The following is a 20,840-nucleotide window of genomic DNA, read 5'->3' as shown; positions in this document are numbered from 1 at the left end:
TACCGTCCATTGCGGCTGCTTCTTCGCTTCGGTCAGAAACGCAGAGAGCTGAGCCGGGTCACCGCTTACTATTAGGAATGATGACCCTGATTTTACGTCCGCCGCTTGCACGCAATGGTAAGCTGGAGGGGGGAGCGCCTGCATTATGCGTTCCTCAGCTGACCCACAAACCGCTCGAACAGATACAGGCTGTCCTGCGGCCCCGGGCTGGCCTCGGGATGATACTGCACCGAAAACGCCGGCTTGTCGGTCAGCTCGAGCCCCGCATTCGACCCGTCGAACAGCGACACATGCGTCTCGCGGACGTTCGCCGGCAGGCTGTCGCGCTCGACCGAGAAGCCGTGGTTCATGCTGGTGATCTCGACCGCGCCGTCGGACAGGCGCTTGACCGGATGGTTGGCGCCGCGGTGGCCCTGGAACATCTTGGTCGTGGTCGCGCCGACCGCGAGGCCGAGCAGCTGGTGGCCCAGACAAATGCCGAACAGCGGCTTGCCCGTCTCGAGAAGCTCGCGGATCACCGGCACGGCATATTCGGCGGTCGCGGCGGGATCGCCGGGGCCGTTCGACAGGAAGATGCCGTCGGGGGCGAGCGCCATAACCTCGTCATAGGTCGCGGTGGCGGGCACGACGGACACCTTCGCGCCGGCGGCGACGAGGTTGCGGAAGATGTTGCGCTTCGAGCCATAGTCGATCGCGACGACATGCGGGCGGGCCGCACTCGCGACGGGGGCATCGCCTTCGCCCGGCGCGAACGATTGAGGCGACGCATCCCCTTCCCCGTTCGTGCTGAGCGCAGTCGAAGCACCGCTCTCCCCATAGCCGAACCCAAGCCGCCACGTGCCGCCCGGCGCCTGATCCCCCCAGCCATAATGCATCTCGGTCGACACGCCCTTGGCGAGGTCCATGCCCTCGAGCCCCGGCCAGCCCCGCGCCATCGCCAGCAGCGCGGCGACGTCGAATTCGCCGCTCGCCGAATGCGCGATCACGCCGTTGGGCGCGCCGCCGACGCGGATCCGCCGCGTCAGCGCGCGCGTGTCGATCCCCGACAGGCCGATCCGCGCATGCCGCTTCATCCAGCCATCGAGCCCCTCGACCGCGCGGAAGCTGGACGGCTGCGTCACGTCCTCGCGGACGATGATGCCCAGCGCGTGCGGGTCGTCCGCCTCGATATCGTCGGGGTTCGCACCGACATTGCCGATATGCGGAAAGGTGAAGCAGATCATCTGCCCGGCGAAGGACGGATCGGTCAGCACCTCCTGGTAGCCGGTCATCGCGGTGTGGAAGCACACTTCGCCGACCGCCTCGCCCTCGGCGCCGAACCCGCGCCCCCAGATCACGTCGCCATTGGCAAGCACGAGCACGCCGGTCGCACCGGCGGGCTTTGCCGAAGACATGGGTGTAGGCTGGGCGTCGGCCATCAGGCTGGGCACTCTCTTTACGTTGACGATGTCGCTAAGTGGTGTCCGCTAAGGCCGGCGTGCCGCAGCGTCAATCTGTTAAACCTTGGCTCGACGCGCTATCGCGTCCGGCTATCCCGAACCGCCTGAAAGACCCGTATATGATTCGCGACGACATCAAGGCCGCGCAGCTCACCGCGATGAAGGCCGGCGACAAGGAGAGCCGCAACGCCATCTCGTTGATCCAGGCCGCAATCAAGAACCGCGACATCGAGGCGCGGACCGGCAAGGCGCCCGAAAGCGACGACGCGCTGGTGATCGAAGTGCTCCAGAAGATGGTCAAGCAGCGCCGCGAGTCGATCGAAATGTTTTCGAACGGCGGCCGCCAGGAACTCGCCGACGCCGAGGCCGCCGAGGTCGCGGTGATTGAACGCTTCCTGCCCGCGCAGATGAACGAGACGGAAACGACGGCCGCGATCCTCAAGATCAAGGACGAACTCGGCGCGACCGGCATGAAGGACATGGGCCGCGTCATGGCCGAACTGAAGGCGCGTCACGCGAGCGAGCTGGACATGAGCAAGGCGAGTGGCCTGGTGAAGGCGGCGCTGTCTTAAGAAGATTTTTTCGCGCGGAGGCGCGGAGGCGCGGAGGGGGTTGCGCTCGGGGCTTCTGCTGCGCGTCAGCGCAAATATTGCTCTTATCTGCCGCTGCGCGGCGATAGTGGTGCGCACCCGCTCCCGGCGAACGCACCCCCTCCGCGCCTCCGCGCCTCCGCGCGAACAAACCCTGCTTCTTCTCCTCTTCGGATTGCAGGTATCACCCCAACAGTGATACCGAGCTATACTCGCGCGCATGGCCCTGACCCCGCAATTTCTGGACGAGCTGCGCGGCCGTACGTCGCTGTCGGCGCTGATCGGCAAGACCACCAAGCTCACCAAGGCCGGGCGCGAGCACAAGGGCTGCTGCCCGTTCCATAACGAGAAGACGCCCAGCTTCTACGTCAACGACGACAAGGGCTTCTACCACTGCTTCGGCTGCTCCGCGCATGGCGACGCGATCAAGTGGATGACCGACCAGCGCGGCCTGCCGTTCATGGATGCGGTCAAGGAGCTCGCCCAGGCCGCCGGGCTCGACATGCCCGCGATGGACCGCCAGTCCGCCGCCAAGGCCGAACGCGCCAAGGGCCTGCACGAGGTCATGTCCGACGCCGCCGACTGGTTCGTCGAGCAGCTGAACGGCCTCGCGGGCAACGACGCCCGCGCGCTGCTCGACCGCCGCGGCATCACGCCCGAGACCGCACGCGCATTCGGCATGGGGTTCGCCCCCGACAGCCGCGGCAAGCTCAAGACCGCGCTCAAGACGTACGGGGACCCGATGCTCGTCGAATCGGGCATGCTGATCAACGTCGAGGGCAAGGATCCCTATGACCGGTTCCGCGGCCGGCTGATGATCCCGATCCGCGATCCGCGCGGCCGGACGATCGCGTTCGGCGGGCGCGTGCTCGACGGCGGCGAGCCCAAATATCTCAACTCCCCCGACACCCCGCTCTTCGACAAGGGCCGCACGCTCTACAATCTCGACCGCGCCGCCCCCGCGTCGCGCAAGTCCGGCCGCGTCCTGGTCGTCGAAGGATACATGGACGTCATCGCGCTCGCCCAGGCCGGGTTTGGCGAAGCGGTCGCCCCGCTCGGCACCGCGCTGACCGAGGCACAGCTCGAACGGCTGTGGCGGATGGTCGACGTCCCCCTCCTCTGCTTCGACGGCGACTCTGCCGGCCAGAAGGCAGCCCTGCGCGCCGCCCACCGCGCGCTCCCCCTGCTCGCCCCCGGCCGCAGCCTCGCCTTCGTCACGCTCCCGCAGGGTCAGGATCCCGACGACCTCGTCCGCTCGGGCGGCCCCGGCGCGTTCGAGGCGCTGCTGAAGGCCCCCGAACCGCTCGTCGACCGCCTCTGGGCGTCCGAAGTCGCCGCCGAAGCCCTCGACACCCCCGAACAGCGCGCCGGCCTCAAGCGCCGCCTCCACGAGCTTGCGGAGGGCATCGGCGACGCGTCGGTGAAGCAGGAATATCAGTCCGAGTTCAAGGACCGCTTCTACAAGCATTTCAAACCCGTCCGCGAGCCCTTCGTCCCCCGCGGCGAACGCCCCAAGGGCGGGTGGAAGCCGCCTTCCGCGCCGGTCACCGAGGACGCAAAGGCCTTCCTCGCCACCGGAATCGACCGCGTGCTCGCGAAGGCGGTGCTCGCCGGGCTGATCCGCCATCCGGTCGAGATCGCCCGCCACATGGAGGTGCTGGGGCCGCTCCAGCTCATCGACGGCGCACTCGGCCGGCTGTTCGAGGCGGTCGTCGATGTTGCACTTGAGGACCAGAAGCTTGATAGCGGCCGCTTGCTCACCATATTGGCGAGGTCCGGTTTCAATTCAGTCGCGAGTGACCTGTTGCGAGCCGATACGATGCCCTACTCGTTCACGCAGACCACGGCCGATCCCGCCCGCGTCCGCGCCGACCTAGACGAGGCGATCGCGATCATGGTCGCGCGTCCCGAGGTCGATGCGGCGCTCAAACAGGCGACCGCGGCGATGCAGACGCACTTCACCGAAGATGCGTTCGAACGACAAGTGGCAATGGTAAGAGAGAAACAGGCGTTGGAAGTCCGACTTGCAAATCTTGTACAGTCGAACGAAGACGCCCGAGCGTTGGGTACCGAGGGCGATTGATGGCTAAGGCGAACATGGCGGAACCCGCCGAGACGAACGACACCGGCGATGCGCCACTGATCGACATGAACGATGCGTCGATCAAGAAGGTCATCGCGCGCGCCAAGAAGCGTGGCTACATCACCTATGATCAGCTCAACGAGGCCTTGCCGCAGGGCGAGATGTCGTCCGACCAGATCGAGGACATCAGCGCCGCGCTGAGCGAGATGGGCATCAACATCGTCGACAACGACGAAGCCGGCGAGGAAGGCGAGGCCGAGCCCGCCAAGGACGACGACGACGAGCCCGAGGCCGCCGACGCCGAAGCCGACACAGGCCCCGCGATCGAGAAGAAGAAGGAGACCGTCGATCGCACCGACGATCCGGTCCGCATGTATCTTCGCGAGATGGGCGCGGTCGAGCTGCTCAGCCGCGAGGGCGAGATCGCGATCGCCAAGCGGATCGAGGCGGGTCGCGACACGATGATCCTGGGTCTGTGCGAATCGCCGATTACCTTCAACGCGATCATCGACTGGTCGACCGCGCTCAACGAGGGCACGATGCAGCTGCGCGAGATCATGGATCTCGACGCGATGCTCTCGAAGGATCCCGCGCCCGAGGCGATGGCCGAGGACGGCGAGGCCGACGACGGCGAGATCAGCGAGAAGAACGCCGGCCCCTCGTTCAAGGAAGAGGCCGAGCCCGAAGAGCCGTCCGCCGACGAGGACGAGGACGGCGAGCGCCGCGCCCCGCGCGCGTCGGACGACGAGGAGGAGGACAACACCCTCAGCCTCGCGCAGATGGAGGAACAGCTCAAGCCGATCGCGCTCGAGCGCTTCGCCAACATCACCGCGCTCTACAAGAAGTTCAGCAAGATCCAGCAAGCCCGTGTCGACGCGATGGGCATCGGCGGCGATTTCTCCGCGGCCGACGAGCGCAAGTATCAGAAGCTGCGCGAGGAGCTGACGGCCGAGGTCGAGAGCGTCCAGTTCCACAACGCCAAGATCGAATATCTCGTCGATCAGCTCTACGCCTATAACCGTCGCCTGACCGCGCTGGGCGGCCAGATGCTGCGCCTCGCCGAGCGCCACAAGGTGCCGCGCAAGGACTTCCTCGATCGCTATATCGGTCACGAGATCGACGAGAACTGGCTGGCGACGGTCAACAAGGTCGACAAGAAGTGGACTGCGTTCGTCGCCAACGAGAGCGAGGCGGTCGAGCGCATCCGCGCCGAGATCGCCGACATCACGCAGCAGACCGGCATGGCGCTCACCGAGTTCCGCCGGATCGTCAACATGGTCCAGAAGGGCGAGCGCGAGGCGCGCATCGCCAAGAAGGAAATGGTCGAGGCGAACCTGCGTCTCGTGATCTCGATCGCCAAGAAATACACGAACCGCGGTCTTCAGTTCCTGGATCTCATCCAGGAGGGCAATATCGGCCTGATGAAGGCGGTCGACAAGTTCGAGTATCGCCGCGGCTACAAGTTCAGCACCTATGCGACCTGGTGGATCCGCCAGGCGATCACCCGCTCGATCGCCGATCAGGCGCGCACGATCCGCATCCCGGTCCACATGATCGAGACGATCAACAAGCTGGTTCGCACCAGCCGCCAGTTCCTCCACGAGCAGGGCCGCGAGCCCACGCCCGAGGAAATGGCCGAGCGCCTCTCCATGCCGCTCGAGAAGGTCCGCAAGGTGATGAAGATCGCCAAGGAGCCGATCAGCCTCGAAACGCCGATCGGCGACGAGGAGGATTCGCATCTCGGCGACTTCATCGAGGACAAGAACGCGATCATCCCCGTCGATGCCGCGATCCAGGCCAACCTCAAGGAAACCGTCACGCGCGTGCTGGCGAGCCTCACCCCGCGTGAGGAACGCGTGCTGCGCATGCGCTTCGGCATCGGCATGAACACCGATCACACGCTCGAGGAAGTCGGCCAGCAGTTCAGCGTCACCCGCGAGCGCATCCGCCAGATCGAGGCGAAGGCGCTGCGCAAGCTCAAGCATCCGAGCCGCAGCCGAAAAATGCGGAGCTTCCTCGACCAGTAAGGGTTGCGGAATTTCTGATCGAACGAACGGGCCGCGGTGGAAACACTGCGGCCTTTTTTTTTCGATGCTGATCGAGGCGACGCGACCTCAAAGTTTGATAATTCAGTTCGCACGTAGATAGCGCCGATCGCCCGACTACTCTAGATTTTGAGCTAAGAGTGTCGCTAGTGCCGAGCGTTTACTTAGCATATTTGACCGGCCTTACCTTAACCCTTCCGTAAACGAACTAAATCGTTCAATGGTGCTGTCTAGTGACGGGGGGGGTACACGATGGCTGATAATGACCTGGTAACGGGCCCAAATACGAATGCTGCGGTTTCCTTAGACGACTTACCAATGACAGCACTACAGGCGATCTATCACGCCGTAACAGGTAAAACGGAGAACCTAGCAAAACTTCTAAATGGTAGCGTTCTAATCGATCAAGCCGACATAGATCGGCTCTACACTATGCTAATGCAGCAGATTGACGTTATCGATACGGTAACCGCTCCGACCGTGACTATTGTTATCAAAACTGCTGACGCACGTACTATGCGACACAGCTCTTGGGCGCACTTCAAGCGATTCCAAACAAACGAATTCATAATTACGTCTGAGGTTGTTTTACGCATAGAGATGCTGATGAAACTGCCAAATTTGGTAGCACCCCAGAGAATGGTAATTAATATATCATTAGACTCTTCTCTCCCGGTTATCGCCCCCGATGAGAGGATGACACCAGACACCGGCCTTTTAGACTTTCTGATAGCTTTTGGCGGAAATTGGCGAACTTGTCGCGTAAGCGTCGACTTTGTTGACTTCATAACGGCTCAGCGGTTTATATCCTCGGCCGAAGAGTGGTTTAACCAACTCCGCAAGATGCCACAGACTAAGATAAATAGCTGGCTTGTGAGAAATTGGCGCCTATTGAAAGATACAATTGATAATACGCCTACTATAGGCCTTGCAGCATTTGTTGCGTTTTACGGGGCAAGGCACCCTGATTATCCTGACACCCTCTCTGCCCCGCTATCATCTGCGGCGTTAGCGATCGCGATAATGGCTATATTGTCTTCAACCAAGGGTCAAATGGCAGTCTTTTTTATGAGACGACTTACGCATAATATTTTACCGACCATAATTTTGCTAACGACTGGGGATGAAAGGCGCTTTGATGATTACCAAAAGGCAAGAGCCTCTGCATCTACAACTATAGCCGCTTGGCTAATGCTACCTGTAATCAGTATATTGTTAAATATCGCTTCAAATTATATTTATGATTATTTCAGATGAAATGAAGCCATAGAATTATGAATTGACAGCCTCCCCATGAGAAACGGGAGGAATAGCAGTCGAACCGCGTCGACATTCCTTCTAAAGCCCCGCCATGCCCCGCCTGATCCTCTTCAACAAACCCTACGACGTCCTCAGCCAGTTCACCGACGCGAAGTCGCCGACGCCGCGCGCGACGCTGTCGCAGTTCGTCGATGTGCCCTGCGTCTATCCGGCGGGGCGGCTCGATCGGGACAGCGAGGGGCTGTTGCTGCTGACCGACGACGGCCGCCTCCAGGCGCGGATCGCGGATCCGAAGTTCAAGCTGGCCAAGACCTATCTCGTGCAGGTCGAGGGCGAGGCGGGCGAGGCCGCGCTCGATGCCTTGCGCGACGGCGTCGTGCTGAAGGACGGCCCCACCCGCCCCGCCGGGGTCGAACGCATCGCCGCGCCCGATCTCTGGCCGCGCGTGCCGCCGATCCGCGTGCGCGCGAGCATCCCCGATTGCTGGCTGAGGATCACGATCCGCGAAGGCCGCAACCGCCAGGTCCGCCGGATGACCGCCGCGATCGGCCACCCGACGCTCCGGCTGGTCCGCTGGAGCATCGGCGACTGGACCCTGGCGGATCTCGCCCCCGGCCGCTGGCGCGACGCCTGACCCGGCCCCGCGCCGCCCGCCTCAACACCGCGGCCCTCGAACCACACAGGCCACCACCCCACCCACATCGTCAACCCGACGAACGTCAGAACCCAGGGCCACAAGCGCCGCCGCCCCTCCCACGCCGTCATCCTGACGAACGTCAGGATCCAGGGTCACGAGGGCGGCCCTCCATGGCGCTCGTCACCACCCGGCCCGCTGTAAGGAACGCTGCTGGCCAAAATGCCGCAAAAAGCGCAGCCTGCCCGCATGGCCTGGTCTGATCCAGCCTCGACTCGCACCCCCGCCTCCGCGGCCGTCGGCTCATGCCCGACAGGGGGTCGTCTCCCCCGCGCGAAAAAACGCGTTATCGTCTCAACATTCGCAACATTCGCGGCCCCCGCCCCCGCCGCCACCTCTGCCGGACGCCGGACGGCGCGCACGAAAAAGGGCGCGGGGACCATCGCCCCCGCGCCCTCGATCGCGTCTCGCAGGACCCGATTACTCGGCGGCTGCGGTGCCCTTGGCGGGGCGCATGTCGCGACGCTCGGCGATACGCGCTGCCTTGCCGGTACGGCCACGCAGGTAATACAGCTTGGCGCGACGCACGGCGCCCTTGCGGACGACTTCGATCGAATCGACGTTCGGCGAGTAGAGCGGGAAGACGCGCTCGACGCCCTCGCCGAAGCTCATCTTGCGCACGGTGAAGTTGCTGCCCATGCCCTTGTTCGAGCGCGCGATGCACACGCCCTCATAGTTCTGAATACGGGTGCGCTCGCCTTCGACGACCTTCACGCCGACCTTCAGCGTATCGCCGGGGCGGAAATCGGGGATCGTCTTGTTGGCCAGGAACTTCGCGATGTTCTCGGCTTCGATCGTCTGCAACAGGTTCATAGTCAGTCCTCGTGTCGCCGCGCGCCAGAGGGCGACTGGACCCGAGCGCCCTCATGGCGCTCCCAAAGGTCCGGTCGCCGTGACCGTGTATCGATCTCCGCGCGGCGTTTGCGCCATGCGTCGATCTTCGCATGATCCCCCGATCGCAGCACCTGCGGGATCGTGCGCCCTTCCCATATCTGAGGTCGGGTATAGTGCGGATATTCGAGAAGCCCCGTTTCGAAGCTCTCGTCATCCCCACTAGAAGCCGCGCCCATTACGCCGGGCAGCAGCCGAATGCAAGCATCGAGCAGCACCAGCGCGCCCATCTCGCCGCCCGACAGGATATAGTCGCCGATCGACACCTCCTCGATGGCGCGTGCCTCGAACAGGCGCTCGTCGAACCCCTCGAACCGCCCGCACAGCACGGTGACGCCGGGGCCTGCTGCGAGCTCACGGACGCGCTCCTGTGTCAGCGGCCTGCCGCGCGGCGTCATCGCCAGCACCGGCCGCCCGTCCGCGACGCTGTCGATCGCCGCGGCGACCACGTCCGCGCGCAGCACCATCCCCGCGCCGCCACCCGCCGGCGTGTCGTCGACCGAGCGATGCTTGTCGGTCGCGAAGTCGCGCAACTGGACGGGCTCGCATGACCACCGCCCCTCCCCCAGCGCCCGCCCGGCTAGCGACGTGCCGAGCGGCCCGGGGAACATCTCGGGGTACAGCGTCACGATCGTCGCCGCCCAGGGCAGCTCGCCCGCCGCCAGCCGCGCCAGCCGCGCCTCCTCCTGCGCCGCGGCGAGGACCTGGGGCACGACGTCGGCGGGAAATTCACACCCCCGCGCCTTCAGCCATTTCAGACGCGCAAGGAACGCGTCGGCGCTGTCCTCGACATACTCCGCCTCCACCCCGCACCGCGCGACGGCAGGATCGGCGACCTGCGCGACATACCGGCGCACCCCGTCCGCGGTGTGCGACGCATAGGCGTGGAGATCGCCTTCCGACCAACGACAATAGCTCATGCCGCACGCCGCTATCACTCCCACGCCCGGCTTGCGATAGCGATCGAGCGTTTCGCCACCGGAACGGATTCGCCGCGCCGCGCTTATAGCGGGATGGACGATTGCATCATCATCGGCGCCGGCCCCGCGGGCCTCACCGCGGCGATCTATCTCGCGCGGTTCCACCTCTCGATCCGGCTGTTCGACTGCGGCAGCAGCCGCGCCGCGCTGATCCCCTGCACGCACAACCACGCCGGCTACCCCGAAGGCATCCGCGGCACCGACCTCCTCGCCCGGATGTTGGCCCAGGCAGAGACCTATGGAGCGGTACGCGAGGCCGCGCGGGTCGATGCGATCGAGGTGGACGACGACGGCTTCACCATCCGCCTCGGCGACCGCCGCGCCCGCGCGCGGAGCGTCCTGCTCGCGACGGGCGTCGTCAACAACCGCCCCGCCATGCCCGACGCGCTTCATGACGAGGCCCTTGAGGCGGGGCTGCTCCGTTATTGCCCGATCTGCGACGGCTATGAGGTCACCGACAAGCGCGTCGGCGTGATCGGCACCGGCGACCACGGCATGCGCGAGGCGCTGTTCCTGCGCGGCTACACCGCCGACGTCACCCTGATCGCCCCGGACGGCGGCCATGATCTTGATCCCGCCTGCGAGGCGGCCCTCGACGACGCCGGTATCGTCCGCGTCGGCGGCCCCTGCGGCAATTACGCGATCGAAGACAACCGGTTCGCGCTCGACACGGTCGACGGGCGATTGTCGTTCGACAGCGTCTATCCGGCGTTAGGCTCGGTCATCCGGTCGGAACTTGCCGTCGCCGCCGGCGCACGTGCGACGGACGAAGGCTGCCTAGAGGTCGACGACCACCAGCGCACCTCGATCCCCGGGCTGTTCGCGGCGGGCGATGTCGTGAAGGGGCTCGACCAGATCAGCCACGCGATGGGAGAAGCCGGGGTGGCCGCCACGACCATCCGCAACATGCTGTCGGAACAGCGTCCGATCCGGCGCTGACTTCGGATGCCTCACCGCGAAGGCGGGGATCCCGCCTTCGTGAGCGAGCAATAAGTTCGAAGGAACTATTCGGTAGCGAAGGACGCCTCGACTACGAGTCGTTCCGCATCCCACTCTGGAACCGCCTCAACGCGCATCGGCACCATGAACCGCTTGGCCGTCGGCCGTTCGATCTCGATAACGTCGCCCGCACCGAAATTATCGATCGCGACAACGCGCCCGATCGCCTCGCCATCTGTCGAGACGACGGGGAGCCCGATCAGGTCGGTGTGGTAATATTCGCCATCCTCGAGCGGCGGCAACGACGATCGCGGCACCGTCAATTCGGTCCCGCGCATCGCCTCCGCAGCGTTCCGATCGGCGACTTCGGCAAAGCGGGCAATCGTGCCGTTGTTGCCAGGGCGCGCCGACTTGAGCGTCAGCGTACCGTCGTTGAAACTCTTATAGCCCGACATGGTCTCGGCAAAGACCTTCAGCCGCACCTCGCCGCCGATGCCGTGCGCGCCGATCACGACGGCGAGCGTAACCTTATCCCTGCGCGGAGCCGGTGTCGGGTCCGGGGGTGTCGTCGGCGCCTTCTGCGGGGTCGTCGGCGGAGACGCCTTCATTGCTGGCATCTTCGATGTCCTCGGGTGCGGGGGCTGTTCTGGGATCTGGATCGGGGGTCATCATGCGCTCCTTGTGGGTGATGGACCGACAAAGAACGCATGAACCGCCATTCGGGTGCGGACATCGCCCACCCCAAGCCGTCATCCTAGGCTAGACCCAGGATCCAGAGCCGAGGACGCTGCCGTCCCTGGCTCTGGATCCCAGCCCTCGCTGGGATGACGAGGAAGACGATCTTACGAAGCGGCTTCTTCAGTCTCGGCAGCAGGTGCCTCTGCGTCGGCAGCAGGTGCCGCCTTTGCCGCTGCTTCCGCCTCAGCAGCTTCAGCCGCCTTGGTCGCACGCTCTTCAGCGCGCTCGGTGGCCTTCTCGCCGGGCTTGCCCTTGTTCGGGTTGTTGCGTGCCGAACGCTCAAGAACGCCTGCCGCGTCGAGGAAGCGGGCGACGCGGTCGGTCGGCTGTGCGCCGACGCTCAGCCAATGCTTCGCGCGATCGGCGTCGAGCTGCACGCGCTGCTCGTTGTCCTTGGCGAGGAGCGGGTTGTAGTTGCCGATCTTCTCGATGAAGCGGCCATCACGCGGGCTGCGCGCATCGGCAACGACGATCTTGTAATAAGGACGCTTCTTGGAGCCGCCACGTGCGAGACGAATGTTGATTGCCATGATATTTTCCTTCGTTTTCTAATATTTCGCCCGGCAAACGCCAGGGTAATGGGGTTAAGTAAAAGGTTATTTCTTCTTCAGAAAATCGTCGAAGCCCGCAGGCAGCTGCGGCATCTTGCCGCCCAGGCCCGGTAGGCCACCCCCGGAATTGCCCCCAGGGAGCCCACCTGCGCCGGCCTTGTTGAGCATGTCGCCCATCTGCGGCCCGCCGATCGCGTTACCGATTCCGCCCAGACCGCCGCCCATGCCCCCCTTGCCGAGCATCGCCATCATGCCCTTCATGCCGCCCATCTTCTTGATCTTCTTCATGGCGATCGACATTTCGAGGTGCATCTTGAGCAGCTTGTTGACCTCCTGCACCGTGGTGCCGGAGCCCTTGGCGATGCGGATCTTGCGCTTGGCGTTGATCAGCTCGGGCTTGGCGCGCTCCTTGATGGTCATCGAACCGATCATCGCATCCATGTGGACGAGGACCTTCTCGCCGCCGACCGAAGCGACCGCGCCCTGCGCCTTCTTCATGCCGGGGATCATCCCCGCCAGCGCACCGAGCCCGCCCATCCGCTGCATCTGCGCCAGCTGAGCACGCAGGTCGTTCATGTCGAACTGACCCTTGGCCATCTTGGCCGCCATCCGCTCGGCGTCTTCGGCCTGGATCGACTCCGCGGCGCGCTCGACGAGGCTGACGACGTCGCCCATGCCAAGGATCCGCCCGGCGACCCGCTCGGGATGGAACGCCTCGAGCGCATCGAGCTTCTCGCCGGTACCCGCAAACTTGATCGGCTTGCCGGTGACCGCACGCATCGACAGCGCAGCGCCGCCGCGCGCATCGCCGTCCATCCGGGTCAGCACGATACCCGTCAACGGCACCTGGTCGGAGAAGTTCTGCGCGACGTTGACCGCATCCTGGCCGGTCAGCGAATCGACGACGAGAAGGATCTCGGCCGGGTTCGCGACGTCGGCGACCGCCTTCATCTCGTCCATCAGCGCCTGATCGACATGGAGGCGACCCGCGGTATCGAGCATCAGGACGTCGAAGCCCTGCAGCTTGGCCGCCTGCATCGCGCGCCGTGCGATATCGACCGGCTGCTGGCCGGCGACGATCGGCAAGGTCGCGACCGAAATCTGCGTGCCGAGCGTCGCGAGCTGTTCCTGCGCGTTCGGGCGATTGACGTCGAGCGACGCCATCAGCACCTTCTTGCGATCGCGCCCACCCGGCCCTGCCGACAGCCGCTTGGCGATCTTGGCGGTGGTGGTCGTCTTGCCCGAGCCCTGAAGCCCGACCATCATGATGATCGCGGGCGGCGTGACGCCCAGATTGAGCTCGGACGCATCCGCGCCCAGCATCTCGACCAGCGCATCGCTGACGATCTTGACGACCTGCTGCCCCGGCGTGACCGAGCGCAGGACGTTCTGGCCGATCGCCTTCTCGGTCGCCTTCTCGACGAACTCGCGCGCGACGGGCAGCGCGACGTCGGCTTCGAGCAGCGCGACGCGAACCTCGCGCATTGCCGCGCGCACGTCCGCTTCGGTCAGCGCACCCCGGCCGCGCAGGCGGTCGAAGACGCCGCCAAGACGATCGCTCAGGCTTTCGAACATCGAGACACTCCCAATCACCATTACCGGACACATGACGACGCCCAACGCAAAATCGCCGGCGGGCGAAACCTCGCCGGCCAGCGTGCATCCTTGGATGCTCGTCACATGTGCCCCGTAACGGAACGTGGCGTGCTGCTTACGCGACCCGGGCCGCCGACGCAAGCGACCCGTCCGTCGATGCGCTGCGACGGCGTCCAACGTCAAAGTCCCTCCCCGGCATATTGGACGGATCGACGCTCTTAACCGGTCCTACACTTATGCTATGTCATATGTGTGTCCGCCCCGACCTCACAGGCGATCCAGCCCATGACCGCACCGCCGGCGGCGACCCGTTCGCCCCGCACCATCAACCGGGAATTCGTCACCGGCGCCGTGACCGGGGCTGCAGCGTTGATGCTCGTCGGTACCGGCGGCGCCGTTCTGGTCGGCATCTTTGCCCGTCTGACGGGACGCAGTTCCGGTATCGACCAAGGTCTGGTTGTCGCCGTGCTGCTCAACGTCGCGCTGTTGCTGTTCGGCTGCCTGCGCTATCGCACGCTCACTGCCGAGCTCAACGAGGCGACCGATGCGGGTCATCGCGCCCGCGTTCTGGCACAGCGGGATTCGCTGACCGGATTCCTCAATCGCCGCAGTCTGTCCGAAGACGGCGCGACCCTGTTCGGCAGCGCGAGACGCCGGGGCAAGGTGGTGGCGATGCTCACGATCGACGTCGACTTCTTCAAGAGCGTCAACGACATGCACGGCTATGCCGTCGGCGACCAGGTGCTCGTCCATGTCGCGGAAACGATCGCGGCCATCGCCCCCACATCAAGCCTTCTGGCACGCTTGGGCGCGGACGAGTTCGCCTGCGCCTTCGTCTTCGATCCGGCGCATCAAGGGGTGGCCGATCGGATCGCGGAGCGTCTTGTCACCGGCTTCGCGCGGCCCTTCCGTGCGAACGGCGTCGACATTCACGCCACCGTGTCGATCGGCGTCGCCCGCTCGGACGCGGACTGTGCCTCGATCGACGCGCTGCTGCGCAACGCGGACATCGCCCTTCACGCGGCCAAGACGGCGGGCCGCAATCGCCACGTCTGGTTCAACACCGCGATGGAGCAATCGCTGCAGGTGCGCGGTGAGCTCGAGTCCGGGCTCCGCCTTGCGGTCGCCGCGCAGGACATCATCCCCTATTTCGAACAACAGGTAGACCTCGCCACGGGGCTTACCACCGGGTTCGAGGTTCTGGCCCGCTGGGACCATCCAACACGCGGGATGATCCCCCCGGACGTCTTCATCCCGATCGCCGAGGAGATCGGCGTCATCGGCGACCTGTCGCTGTCGCTCATGCGCCAAGCCTGTACTGCGGCACGCGACTGGGATTCGGCGCTGACGCTGTCGATCAACATTTCCCCGGTCCAGCTGCGCGACGCGTGGCTGGCGCAAAAGATCATCAAGACGCTGGTCGAGACGGGCTTTCCCGCCAGCCGGCTCGAGATCGAGGTTACCGAAAGCGCGCTGTTCGACAATCTGGCGCTTGCCCAGTCGATCGTCGGCAGCTTGAAGAATCAGGGCATCCGCCTGGCGCTCGACGATTTCGGTACCGGCTTTTCTAGCCTTGCGCATCTGCGCGCGCTCCCGTTCGACCGCATCAAGATCGACCACAGCTTCGTCGCGTCGATCCTCGACAATGCGGAGAGCATGGCGATCGTCAACACGATCGTCCGGCTTGGTGACAGCCTGAACCTGCCGGTCACCGCCGAGGGCATCGAGGATGCCGCGGTCGAGGAGCGGCTGCGCGCGCTCGGCTGTGCCAAGGGACAGGGCTATCTCTACGGTCGCCCCATGAACGCCGCGCAACTGCGCCGGCTGCTCGCCGAACAGCGTCTGCTCGCACACCAGCCCGATGGCGACTTCCCCCCGGTCCGCGGCATTGCACCACGACTCGCGGGCTGATCGCGAACCCGCTGCGCCCTGCACACGGACGCACCCACTGCCGAGCCGCCATCCTTACTCCAGCCCGGCGCTGCAAGCCGTGGACTTTGCCCCCCGCCCCTCCTAGATCGCGCATCATGCCGTCTGCCCCGCTGCCAGAGGTCGTCAGCCTCGGCTGCCGTCTCAACATCGCCGAAAGCGAGACCATCCGCGCGCTCGTCGCCAGGCGGGACATGGTCGTGGTCAACAGCTGCGCCGTCACCAATGCGGCAGTGAAGGCGACGCGGGTTGCGATCCGCCGGGCCCGGCGCGATCGCCCGGATGCGCAGATCGTCGTCACCGGATGCGCAGCGCAGATCGACCCGGGTGCCTTCGCGGCGATGCCCGAGGTCGATCGCGTGATCGGCAATGCCGACAAGCTCTCCCCAGCCGCATGGGCCACGCTCGCACCGGTGGTCGTCAGCGACATCATGCAGGTTCGCGAAACCGCGCCGCATCTGGTTGCTAGCTTTTCGTCGCATGCCCGCGCCTTTGTCGAGGTCCAGAACGGCTGCGATCATCGCTGCACCTTCTGCGCGATCCCGTTCGGACGGGGGCCAAGCCGCTCGGTCCCCGCAGGCGCAGTCGTCGACCGGATTGCCGGGCTGGTCGATGCAGGACACCGCGAGATCGTTCTGACCGGCGTCGACCTGACCAGCTATGGCCCCGATCTTCCCGGCGCCCCCACGCTCGGCCAGCTTGTCGAGCGCATTCTGCACGCGGTGCCGCGGCTCGAGCGGCTCCGTCTGTCGTCGCTCGACGGCATCGAGATCGACGACAGGCTCTTCGCGCTGCTCACGACCGAGCCCCGGATCATGCCGCATGTCCACCTCTCGCTCCAGGCGGGCGACGACATGGTGTTGAAGCGGATGAAGCGACGTCATTCGCGCGCCCAGAGCGTGGCGCTCGTCCAGCGGCTCAAGACCGCCCGTCCCGACATCGCGATCGGCGCGGACCTGATCGCCGGGTTCCCGACCGAGGACGAGGCGATGTTCCAGAACACGCATGCGCTGATCGCTGACTGCGACATCGTTCATTCGCACATCTTCCCCTATTCACCGCGGGCCGGCACCCCCGCCGCCCGAATGCCGCAGGTCGAGCCCGAGATCCGCCGCCGACGCGCTGCGATCCTCCGCGAGACGGGCCAGGCCGTTCACGCGGCATGGTTGCAGACGCTGGTCGGGACGACGCAGCACCTGCTGGTCGAACGTCCGGGCGACTCCGGCCATGTCGGAAATTTCGCGGAAGTCCTGCTGGACGCGCCTGCGGCACCGGGCGACATCCTCCGAATCACGATCACCGGCGTTCTGGGCGAGCGCCTGAGCGCAACACGGGAATCCCTATGAGCACCACCCCAAGCTGGCACGACAAACTCATCGGCGGCTTCAAGCGTACCTCTGACCGGCTCGTCGGCAATCTCGCTGGCCTCAGCGGTGCGCGGCTCGACGATGCGACGCTCGACGAGATCGAGGAGGCGTTGATCGCATCGGATCTCGGTCCTGAAACCGCCGGCCGCATTCGCCATCGGCTCGCCGAGGGCAGTTTCGAGCGCAACATGGAAGAGCTCGGCATCCGCGTCATCGTCGCGGAAGAGGTCGAAAAGGTCCTTGCCAAGGTCGCCAAGCCGCTCGAGATAGACGCCTTCCCGCGCCCTCAGGTGATCCTAGTGATCGGCGTCAACGGGTCGGGCAAGACGACCACCATCGCGAAGCTCGCCCATCTGCTGATGGAACAGGATTACGGCGTCATGCTGGCGGCGGGCGACACGTTCCGCGCCGCTGCGATCGGCCAGTTGCGCACCTGGGCCGAGCGCGTCGGCGTGCCGATCGTCACCGGACCGGAAGGCGGCGACGCAGCGGGCGTCGTCTGGGATGCGGTGAAGAAGGCGACCGAAACGGGGATCGACGTGCTGATCGTCGACACCGCCGGCCGCCTGCAGAACAAGCGCGAACTGATGGACGAACTCGCCAAGATCCGTCGCGTGCTCGGCCGTATCAATCCCGAGAGCCCGCACGACATCGTCCTCGTCCTCGATGCGACGACGGGGCAGAATGCGCTCCAGCAGATTGAAGTCTTCAAGGAGGTGGCGGGCGTGACTGGCGTTGTGATGACCAAGCTCGACGGCACCGCACGCGGCGGCGTGCTGGTCGCAGCGGCGGAGAAATACGGTCTGCCGATCCACGCGATCGGCATCGGCGAAGGCATGACGGACCTGCGCCCGTTCGACGCAAACGAGGTCAGCCGGATCATCGCGGGCGTCGAAAGCGTCCGAAAATAACACGCCGCCCCGCTCTCCGGTCTTACCGCAATTCCTGGATACAAAAGTGACCAAGCCCCCCCTGTCCCCCGGCCTGCGCATGGCGATCGATTATGGTCCGCTGGCGATCTTCTTCGCGGTGAACTTCCTCACCCCCGGCGCACCGATCGCGCGCGTGGTCACCGCGACGACCGCGTTCATCGTCGCGACGATCGTCGCGATGATCGTCTCGAAGGTAAAGGCGGGACATATCTCGCCGATGCTGTGGATGTCGGGTGCCCTGATCGTCGTGTTCGGCGGCCTGACGATCTATTTCCATGACCAGCGCTTTATCCAGATGAAGCCCACGATCATCTACGCGATGTTCGCCGCCATCCTGACCTTCGGGCTGGTGACCGGGCGCCCGCTGCTTCAGTCGCTGCTCGGCACCGCCTATCCAGGACTGACCGCCGAGGGCTGGCGCAAGCTCACGCGCAACTGGACCGTGTTCTTCGTGTTCATGGCAGTGTTGAACGAAGTCGTCTGGCGGAACACCACGTGGGATTTCTGGGTCGGCTTCAAGCTCTGGGGCGCGATCCCGATGACGTTGATCTTCGCCTTTGCCAACATCCCGATGCTGCTGAAGCATGGATTGCAAACGGGCGACAAGGCCGTCACCAACCTGCCGCCCGAAGGGTAATTATGAACCGTCATCCCGGTAAAGCCGGGATGACGGTAACGGGATCGGCTCAGCCAGCGACCTTCGCGTAGCGCTCGCCGACGACATCCCAGTTCACGATATCCCACCACGCCTTCAGATAGCCCGGACGATCATTCTTGTACGTCAGGTAATAGGCGTGCTCCCAGACGTCGTTGCCGAGCAACGGCGTACCGGGCTCCTTGGCATCGTCCATCAACGGGTTGTCCTGATTCGGCGTGCTCGTGACCTTCAGCTTGCCGCTGTCATCGGCGATCAGCCACGCCCAGCCCGACCCGAACTGCCCCGCACCCTTGGTGTTGAACTCGTCCTTGAGCTTATCGAGGCTGCCGAAATCGCGATCGATCGCCTCGGCGAGCTTGCCCGACGGCGCCTGCCCCGTCTTGGCTGCCATCGTCTTCCAGAAGAAGTCGTGGTTCCAGAAACCGCCGCCATTGTTACGCACGAGCGGCGGCTGCGACGAGATCATGCCGAGAATGTCCTCGATCGACTTGCCCGCAAGCGCGGAGTCCTTCTCGACGCCCTCGTTCAGCTTGGCCGTGTATGCCGCATGATGCTTGTCGTGATGAAACTTCATCGTTTCCTGATCGATCACGGGCTCGAGCGCGTCATAGGCGTAAGGCAGCGGGGGAAGTTCGAAAGCCATCAGGAGTCTCCTCAAAGACAATGGGTGAATGGGGTCGGACGTCAAACGCCCGCGGCCCCCAAATGGTCCCCGGACGGTCGTTACACAAGCGGATCGGACCTCGATCAGGCGCCGGCGTGCAACAGTTCGTGCCGCTTCAGGGCATGCCGCAACTGATCATAGCTGAGACCGAGCGCCTCGGCGGTGGCCCGCTGGTTGAACCGATGCTCGGCCAACGCACGCGACAGCAGGTCGCGCTCGAACCGGGACACGCGCGACTTGAAATCCGACGGCCCGTCCTCGCATGCGACGACCGGATTGTCGGCGTCATCCTCTACCGCGTTATTAGTCGCGCCGGCAGACGGCGATGCTGGGGCTGGTGGCAGGACCGGCTTGCGGTCAGCAGCACGTGGCCTGTGCGGCGACTGGAATGGATCGATCTCGATCGCATCGATCGGCCCCTCATGCTCCCAGCGATAGACCGCGCGTTCGACGACGTTACGCAGCTCACGGACATTTCCAGGCCAGTCATAGTCTGCCAGCGCAGCGCGTGCGGAGGGTCCGAACCCCTCCCACCGCTCGCGCCCGAGCTCGGACGCCATCCGTCGACCGAAATGGTCCGCTAGCACCATCACGTCGCCGGCCCGCGCGCGCAGCGGGGGCAGTGTGACGACCTCGAATGACAACCGATCGAGAAGGTCGGCGCGAAATTCATGCCGCATCACCTTGTCGGGCAGATGCTCGTTCGTCGCAGCCACGATCCGAACGTCGACGCGCAGCGGCCGCGATGAGCCGATCCGGGTGATCTCGCCATATTCGACGGCGCGCAGCAACCGGTCCTGCGCCGCCATCGACAGCGTGCCCAGCTCGTCAAGGAACAGGGTGCCGCCATGTGCCTCCTCGAACCGCCCGACCCGTGCCTTGGTCGCACCGGTGAACGCGCCGGCCTCATGTCCGAACAATTCTGCCTCGATCAGCGTCTCGGGCAGCGCGGCGCAGTTCATGATCACAAGTGGCTGGTCCCAGCGCGGGCTCAGCCGGTGGAGCCGCTCGGCGACCAATTCCTTGCCCGTACCGCGTTCCCCGATCACGAGCACCGGTCGGTCGAGCGCCGCCGCGCGCGACGCACGTTCGAGCGCTCCCATGAACGCGCCGGATTGGCCGATAACCTGCGTTGTTCTCTCCATTGCCAAAGTGTGGCGGAAATTCCCAACGCATAGCAAGGAACAAACTGCTCGCCCGACGCCCTGCTGGCACAACCGCATGATTTCCGGGCTTTTCTAAAACTGGCACGACTGATGCAACGCTTTGGACAACCCGCCCAAAGGCGGAACCAACCATCGCCTCAAAGGGGACTCATCATGATCAAGACCGGCATCGTCCGCACCGTCGCCACGCTCGCCTGCACCTTCGTCGTCAGCGCCACCTTCATTCTCGCGGCGGTGGCGCCCGCGCATCAGGCGCCCGCTACGCGACACACCGCAATCGTGGCATAAGGTTCGTCCGCCGCACGAAGACCCCTGGAG

General features: G+C 64.9%; 19 protein-coding genes. 11 read left to right on the top strand and 8 right to left on the bottom strand.

The window, feature by feature from the left end:
- Positions 1 to 143 precede the first annotated feature (143 nt).
- Positions 144 to 1,418 carry a glutamine-hydrolyzing carbamoyl-phosphate synthase small subunit gene (gene carA, locus sphst_RS03265; protein WP_056405544.1) on the bottom strand — a complete coding sequence of 425 codons (1,275 nt, stop codon included), beginning with the start codon at positions 1,416 to 1,418 and terminating at the stop codon, positions 144 to 146.
- A 140-nt stretch (positions 1,419 to 1,558) separates the two neighbouring features.
- On the opposite strand from carA, the gene sphst_RS03260 reads away from it, so the two are divergent.
- The 5 genes from sphst_RS03260 (at position 1,559) to sphst_RS03245 (ending at position 8,051) form a co-directional block, all read left to right on the top strand.
- The gene (locus sphst_RS03260; protein WP_031393712.1) at positions 1,559 to 2,011 is read left to right on the top strand and encodes a GatB/YqeY domain-containing protein; all 453 of its coding nucleotides are present in this window, start codon (positions 1,559 to 1,561) and stop codon (positions 2,009 to 2,011) included.
- A gap of 238 nt (positions 2,012 to 2,249) precedes the next feature.
- Entirely contained in the window at positions 2,250 to 4,112 is a 1,863-nt protein-coding gene (gene dnaG / locus sphst_RS03255; RefSeq protein ID WP_031393713.1) for a DNA primase, read from the top strand.
- Positions 4,112 to 6,139: an RNA polymerase sigma factor RpoD gene (gene rpoD / locus sphst_RS03250; RefSeq protein WP_031393714.1), complete on the top strand. Its 2,028-nt coding sequence runs from the start codon at positions 4,112 to 4,114 to the stop codon at positions 6,137 to 6,139. Before dnaG ends, rpoD begins: the two co-directional genes overlap by 1 nt.
- A 270-nt stretch (positions 6,140 to 6,409) precedes the next feature.
- Positions 6,410 to 7,414, top strand: a complete 1,005-nt coding sequence (locus sphst_RS20270; RefSeq protein ID WP_159043489.1) for a hypothetical protein — start codon at positions 6,410 to 6,412, stop codon at positions 7,412 to 7,414.
- 94 nt (positions 7,415 to 7,508) lie between these two features.
- A complete protein-coding gene (locus sphst_RS03245) occupies positions 7,509 to 8,051 on the top strand; it encodes a pseudouridine synthase (protein ID WP_107045139.1) in 543 nt (180 codons plus the stop codon).
- 480 nt (positions 8,052 to 8,531) lie between these two features.
- Here the strand turns inward: sphst_RS03245 and rplS are convergent, their stop codons facing one another.
- Together rplS and trmD are read right to left on the bottom strand one after the other, a co-directional pair.
- On the bottom strand, positions 8,532 to 8,924 hold the full coding sequence (rplS, locus tag sphst_RS03240) for a 50S ribosomal protein L19 (RefSeq protein WP_031395442.1): 393 nt from the start codon (positions 8,922 to 8,924) through the stop codon (positions 8,532 to 8,534).
- A gap of 2 nt (positions 8,925 to 8,926) precedes the next feature.
- On the bottom strand, positions 8,927 to 9,652 hold the full coding sequence (trmD, locus tag sphst_RS03235; protein ID WP_107045176.1) for a tRNA (guanosine(37)-N1)-methyltransferase TrmD: 726 nt from the start codon (positions 9,650 to 9,652) through the stop codon (positions 8,927 to 8,929).
- Positions 9,653 to 10,015: 363 nt separating this feature from the next.
- On the opposite strand from trmD, the gene sphst_RS03230 reads away from it, so the two are divergent.
- Positions 10,016 to 10,921, top strand: coding sequence for an NAD(P)/FAD-dependent oxidoreductase (locus tag sphst_RS03230; RefSeq protein ID WP_107045138.1), 906 nt, complete (start codon positions 10,016 to 10,018; stop codon positions 10,919 to 10,921).
- A gap of 65 nt (positions 10,922 to 10,986) precedes the next feature.
- Here sphst_RS03230 and rimM read toward each other — a convergent pair whose 3' ends face one another.
- The 3 genes from rimM to ffh all read right to left on the bottom strand — a co-directional run bounded on the left by rimM (position 10,987) and on the right by ffh (position 13,785).
- Positions 10,987 to 11,529 carry a ribosome maturation factor RimM gene (rimM, locus tag sphst_RS03225; RefSeq protein WP_043158490.1) on the bottom strand — a complete coding sequence of 181 codons (543 nt, stop codon included), beginning with the start codon at positions 11,527 to 11,529 and terminating at the stop codon, positions 10,987 to 10,989.
- A gap of 234 nt (positions 11,530 to 11,763) precedes the next feature.
- Entirely contained in the window at positions 11,764 to 12,189 is a 426-nt protein-coding gene (gene rpsP, locus sphst_RS03220; protein WP_031396325.1) for a 30S ribosomal protein S16, read from the bottom strand.
- Positions 12,190 to 12,255: 66 nt separating this feature from the next.
- Complete coding sequence (ffh, locus tag sphst_RS03215) at positions 12,256 to 13,785, bottom strand: signal recognition particle protein (RefSeq protein WP_107045175.1); 1,530 nt, start codon at positions 13,783 to 13,785, stop codon at positions 12,256 to 12,258.
- Between the two features lie 306 nt (positions 13,786 to 14,091).
- Here ffh and sphst_RS03210 point away from each other — a divergent pair, with 306 nt between their 5' ends.
- The 4 genes from sphst_RS03210 (at position 14,092) to sphst_RS03195 (ending at position 18,671) form a co-directional block, all read left to right on the top strand.
- Positions 14,092 to 15,717, top strand: a complete 1,626-nt coding sequence (locus sphst_RS03210; protein WP_042466603.1) for a putative bifunctional diguanylate cyclase/phosphodiesterase — start codon at positions 14,092 to 14,094, stop codon at positions 15,715 to 15,717.
- 116 nt (positions 15,718 to 15,833) lie between these two features.
- Positions 15,834 to 17,081, top strand: a complete 1,248-nt coding sequence (gene mtaB / locus sphst_RS03205; RefSeq protein WP_031396329.1) for a tRNA (N(6)-L-threonylcarbamoyladenosine(37)-C(2))-methylthiotransferase MtaB — start codon at positions 15,834 to 15,836, stop codon at positions 17,079 to 17,081.
- On the top strand, positions 17,078 to 18,013 hold the full coding sequence (ftsY, locus tag sphst_RS03200) for a signal recognition particle-docking protein FtsY (protein ID WP_031396330.1): 936 nt from the start codon (positions 17,078 to 17,080) through the stop codon (positions 18,011 to 18,013). Before mtaB ends, ftsY begins: the two co-directional genes overlap by 4 nt.
- Positions 18,014 to 18,059: 46 nt before the next feature.
- Positions 18,060 to 18,671 carry a septation protein A gene (locus sphst_RS03195; RefSeq protein WP_261362605.1) on the top strand — a complete coding sequence of 204 codons (612 nt, stop codon included), beginning with the start codon at positions 18,060 to 18,062 and terminating at the stop codon, positions 18,669 to 18,671.
- A 49-nt stretch (positions 18,672 to 18,720) separates the two neighbouring features.
- Here the strand turns inward: sphst_RS03195 and sphst_RS03190 are convergent, their stop codons facing one another.
- Both sphst_RS03190 and pspF read right to left on the bottom strand, forming a co-directional pair.
- On the bottom strand, positions 18,721 to 19,335 hold the full coding sequence (locus sphst_RS03190; protein ID WP_031396332.1) for a superoxide dismutase: 615 nt from the start codon (positions 19,333 to 19,335) through the stop codon (positions 18,721 to 18,723).
- Positions 19,336 to 19,439: 104 nt separating this feature from the next.
- Positions 19,440 to 20,501 (bottom strand): phage shock protein operon transcriptional activator, encoded by a 1,062-nt coding sequence (gene pspF / locus sphst_RS03185; protein WP_031396333.1) that lies wholly within the window; start codon positions 20,499 to 20,501, stop codon positions 19,440 to 19,442.
- Between the two features lie 174 nt (positions 20,502 to 20,675).
- Between pspF and sphst_RS21450 the strand changes: the two genes are divergently transcribed.
- A complete protein-coding gene (locus sphst_RS21450; protein WP_261362606.1) occupies positions 20,676 to 20,810 on the top strand; it encodes a hypothetical protein in 135 nt (44 codons plus the stop codon).
- Positions 20,811 to 20,840 lie beyond the last annotated feature (30 nt).

Source organism: Sphingomonas sp. STIS6.2, assembly GCF_000732685.2.
GTDB lineage: Bacteria > Pseudomonadota > Alphaproteobacteria > Sphingomonadales > Sphingomonadaceae > Sphingomonas > Sphingomonas aerolata.
The sequence above is the reverse complement of the archived record's forward strand: the minus strand, read 5'-3'. Positions and strand labels throughout refer to the sequence as shown.

Bases quoted from the DNA above. Each gene is read 5' to 3' on its own strand.
- carA (WP_056405544.1), bottom strand. From the start codon at position 1,418: ATGGCCGACGCCCAGCCTACACCCATGTCTTCGGCAAAGCCCGCCGGT.
- sphst_RS03260 (WP_031393712.1), top strand. From the start codon at position 1,559: ATGATTCGCGACGACATCAAGGCCGCGCAGCTCACCGCGATGAAGGCC.
- dnaG (WP_031393713.1), top strand. From the start codon at position 2,250: ATGGCCCTGACCCCGCAATTTCTGGACGAGCTGCGCGGCCGTACGTCG.
- rpoD (WP_031393714.1), top strand. From the start codon at position 4,112: ATGGCTAAGGCGAACATGGCGGAACCCGCCGAGACGAACGACACCGGC.
- sphst_RS20270 (WP_159043489.1), top strand. From the start codon at position 6,410: ATGGCTGATAATGACCTGGTAACGGGCCCAAATACGAATGCTGCGGTT.
- sphst_RS03245 (WP_107045139.1), top strand. From the start codon at position 7,509: ATGCCCCGCCTGATCCTCTTCAACAAACCCTACGACGTCCTCAGCCAG.
- rplS (WP_031395442.1), bottom strand. From the start codon at position 8,924: ATGAACCTGTTGCAGACGATCGAAGCCGAGAACATCGCGAAGTTCCTG.
- sphst_RS03230 (WP_107045138.1), top strand. From the start codon at position 10,016: ATGGACGATTGCATCATCATCGGCGCCGGCCCCGCGGGCCTCACCGCG.
- rimM (WP_043158490.1), bottom strand. From the start codon at position 11,529: ATGAAGGCGTCTCCGCCGACGACCCCGCAGAAGGCGCCGACGACACCC.
- rpsP (WP_031396325.1), bottom strand. From the start codon at position 12,189: ATGGCAATCAACATTCGTCTCGCACGTGGCGGCTCCAAGAAGCGTCCT.
- ffh (WP_107045175.1), bottom strand. From the start codon at position 13,785: ATGTTCGAAAGCCTGAGCGATCGTCTTGGCGGCGTCTTCGACCGCCTG.
- sphst_RS03210 (WP_042466603.1), top strand. From the start codon at position 14,092: ATGACCGCACCGCCGGCGGCGACCCGTTCGCCCCGCACCATCAACCGG.
- mtaB (WP_031396329.1), top strand. From the start codon at position 15,834: ATGCCGTCTGCCCCGCTGCCAGAGGTCGTCAGCCTCGGCTGCCGTCTC.
- ftsY (WP_031396330.1), top strand. From the start codon at position 17,078: ATGAGCACCACCCCAAGCTGGCACGACAAACTCATCGGCGGCTTCAAG.
- sphst_RS03190 (WP_031396332.1), bottom strand. From the start codon at position 19,335: ATGGCTTTCGAACTTCCCCCGCTGCCTTACGCCTATGACGCGCTCGAG.
- pspF (WP_031396333.1), bottom strand. From the start codon at position 20,501: ATGGAGAGAACAACGCAGGTTATCGGCCAATCCGGCGCGTTCATGGGA.
- sphst_RS21450 (WP_261362606.1), top strand. From the start codon at position 20,676: ATGATCAAGACCGGCATCGTCCGCACCGTCGCCACGCTCGCCTGCACC.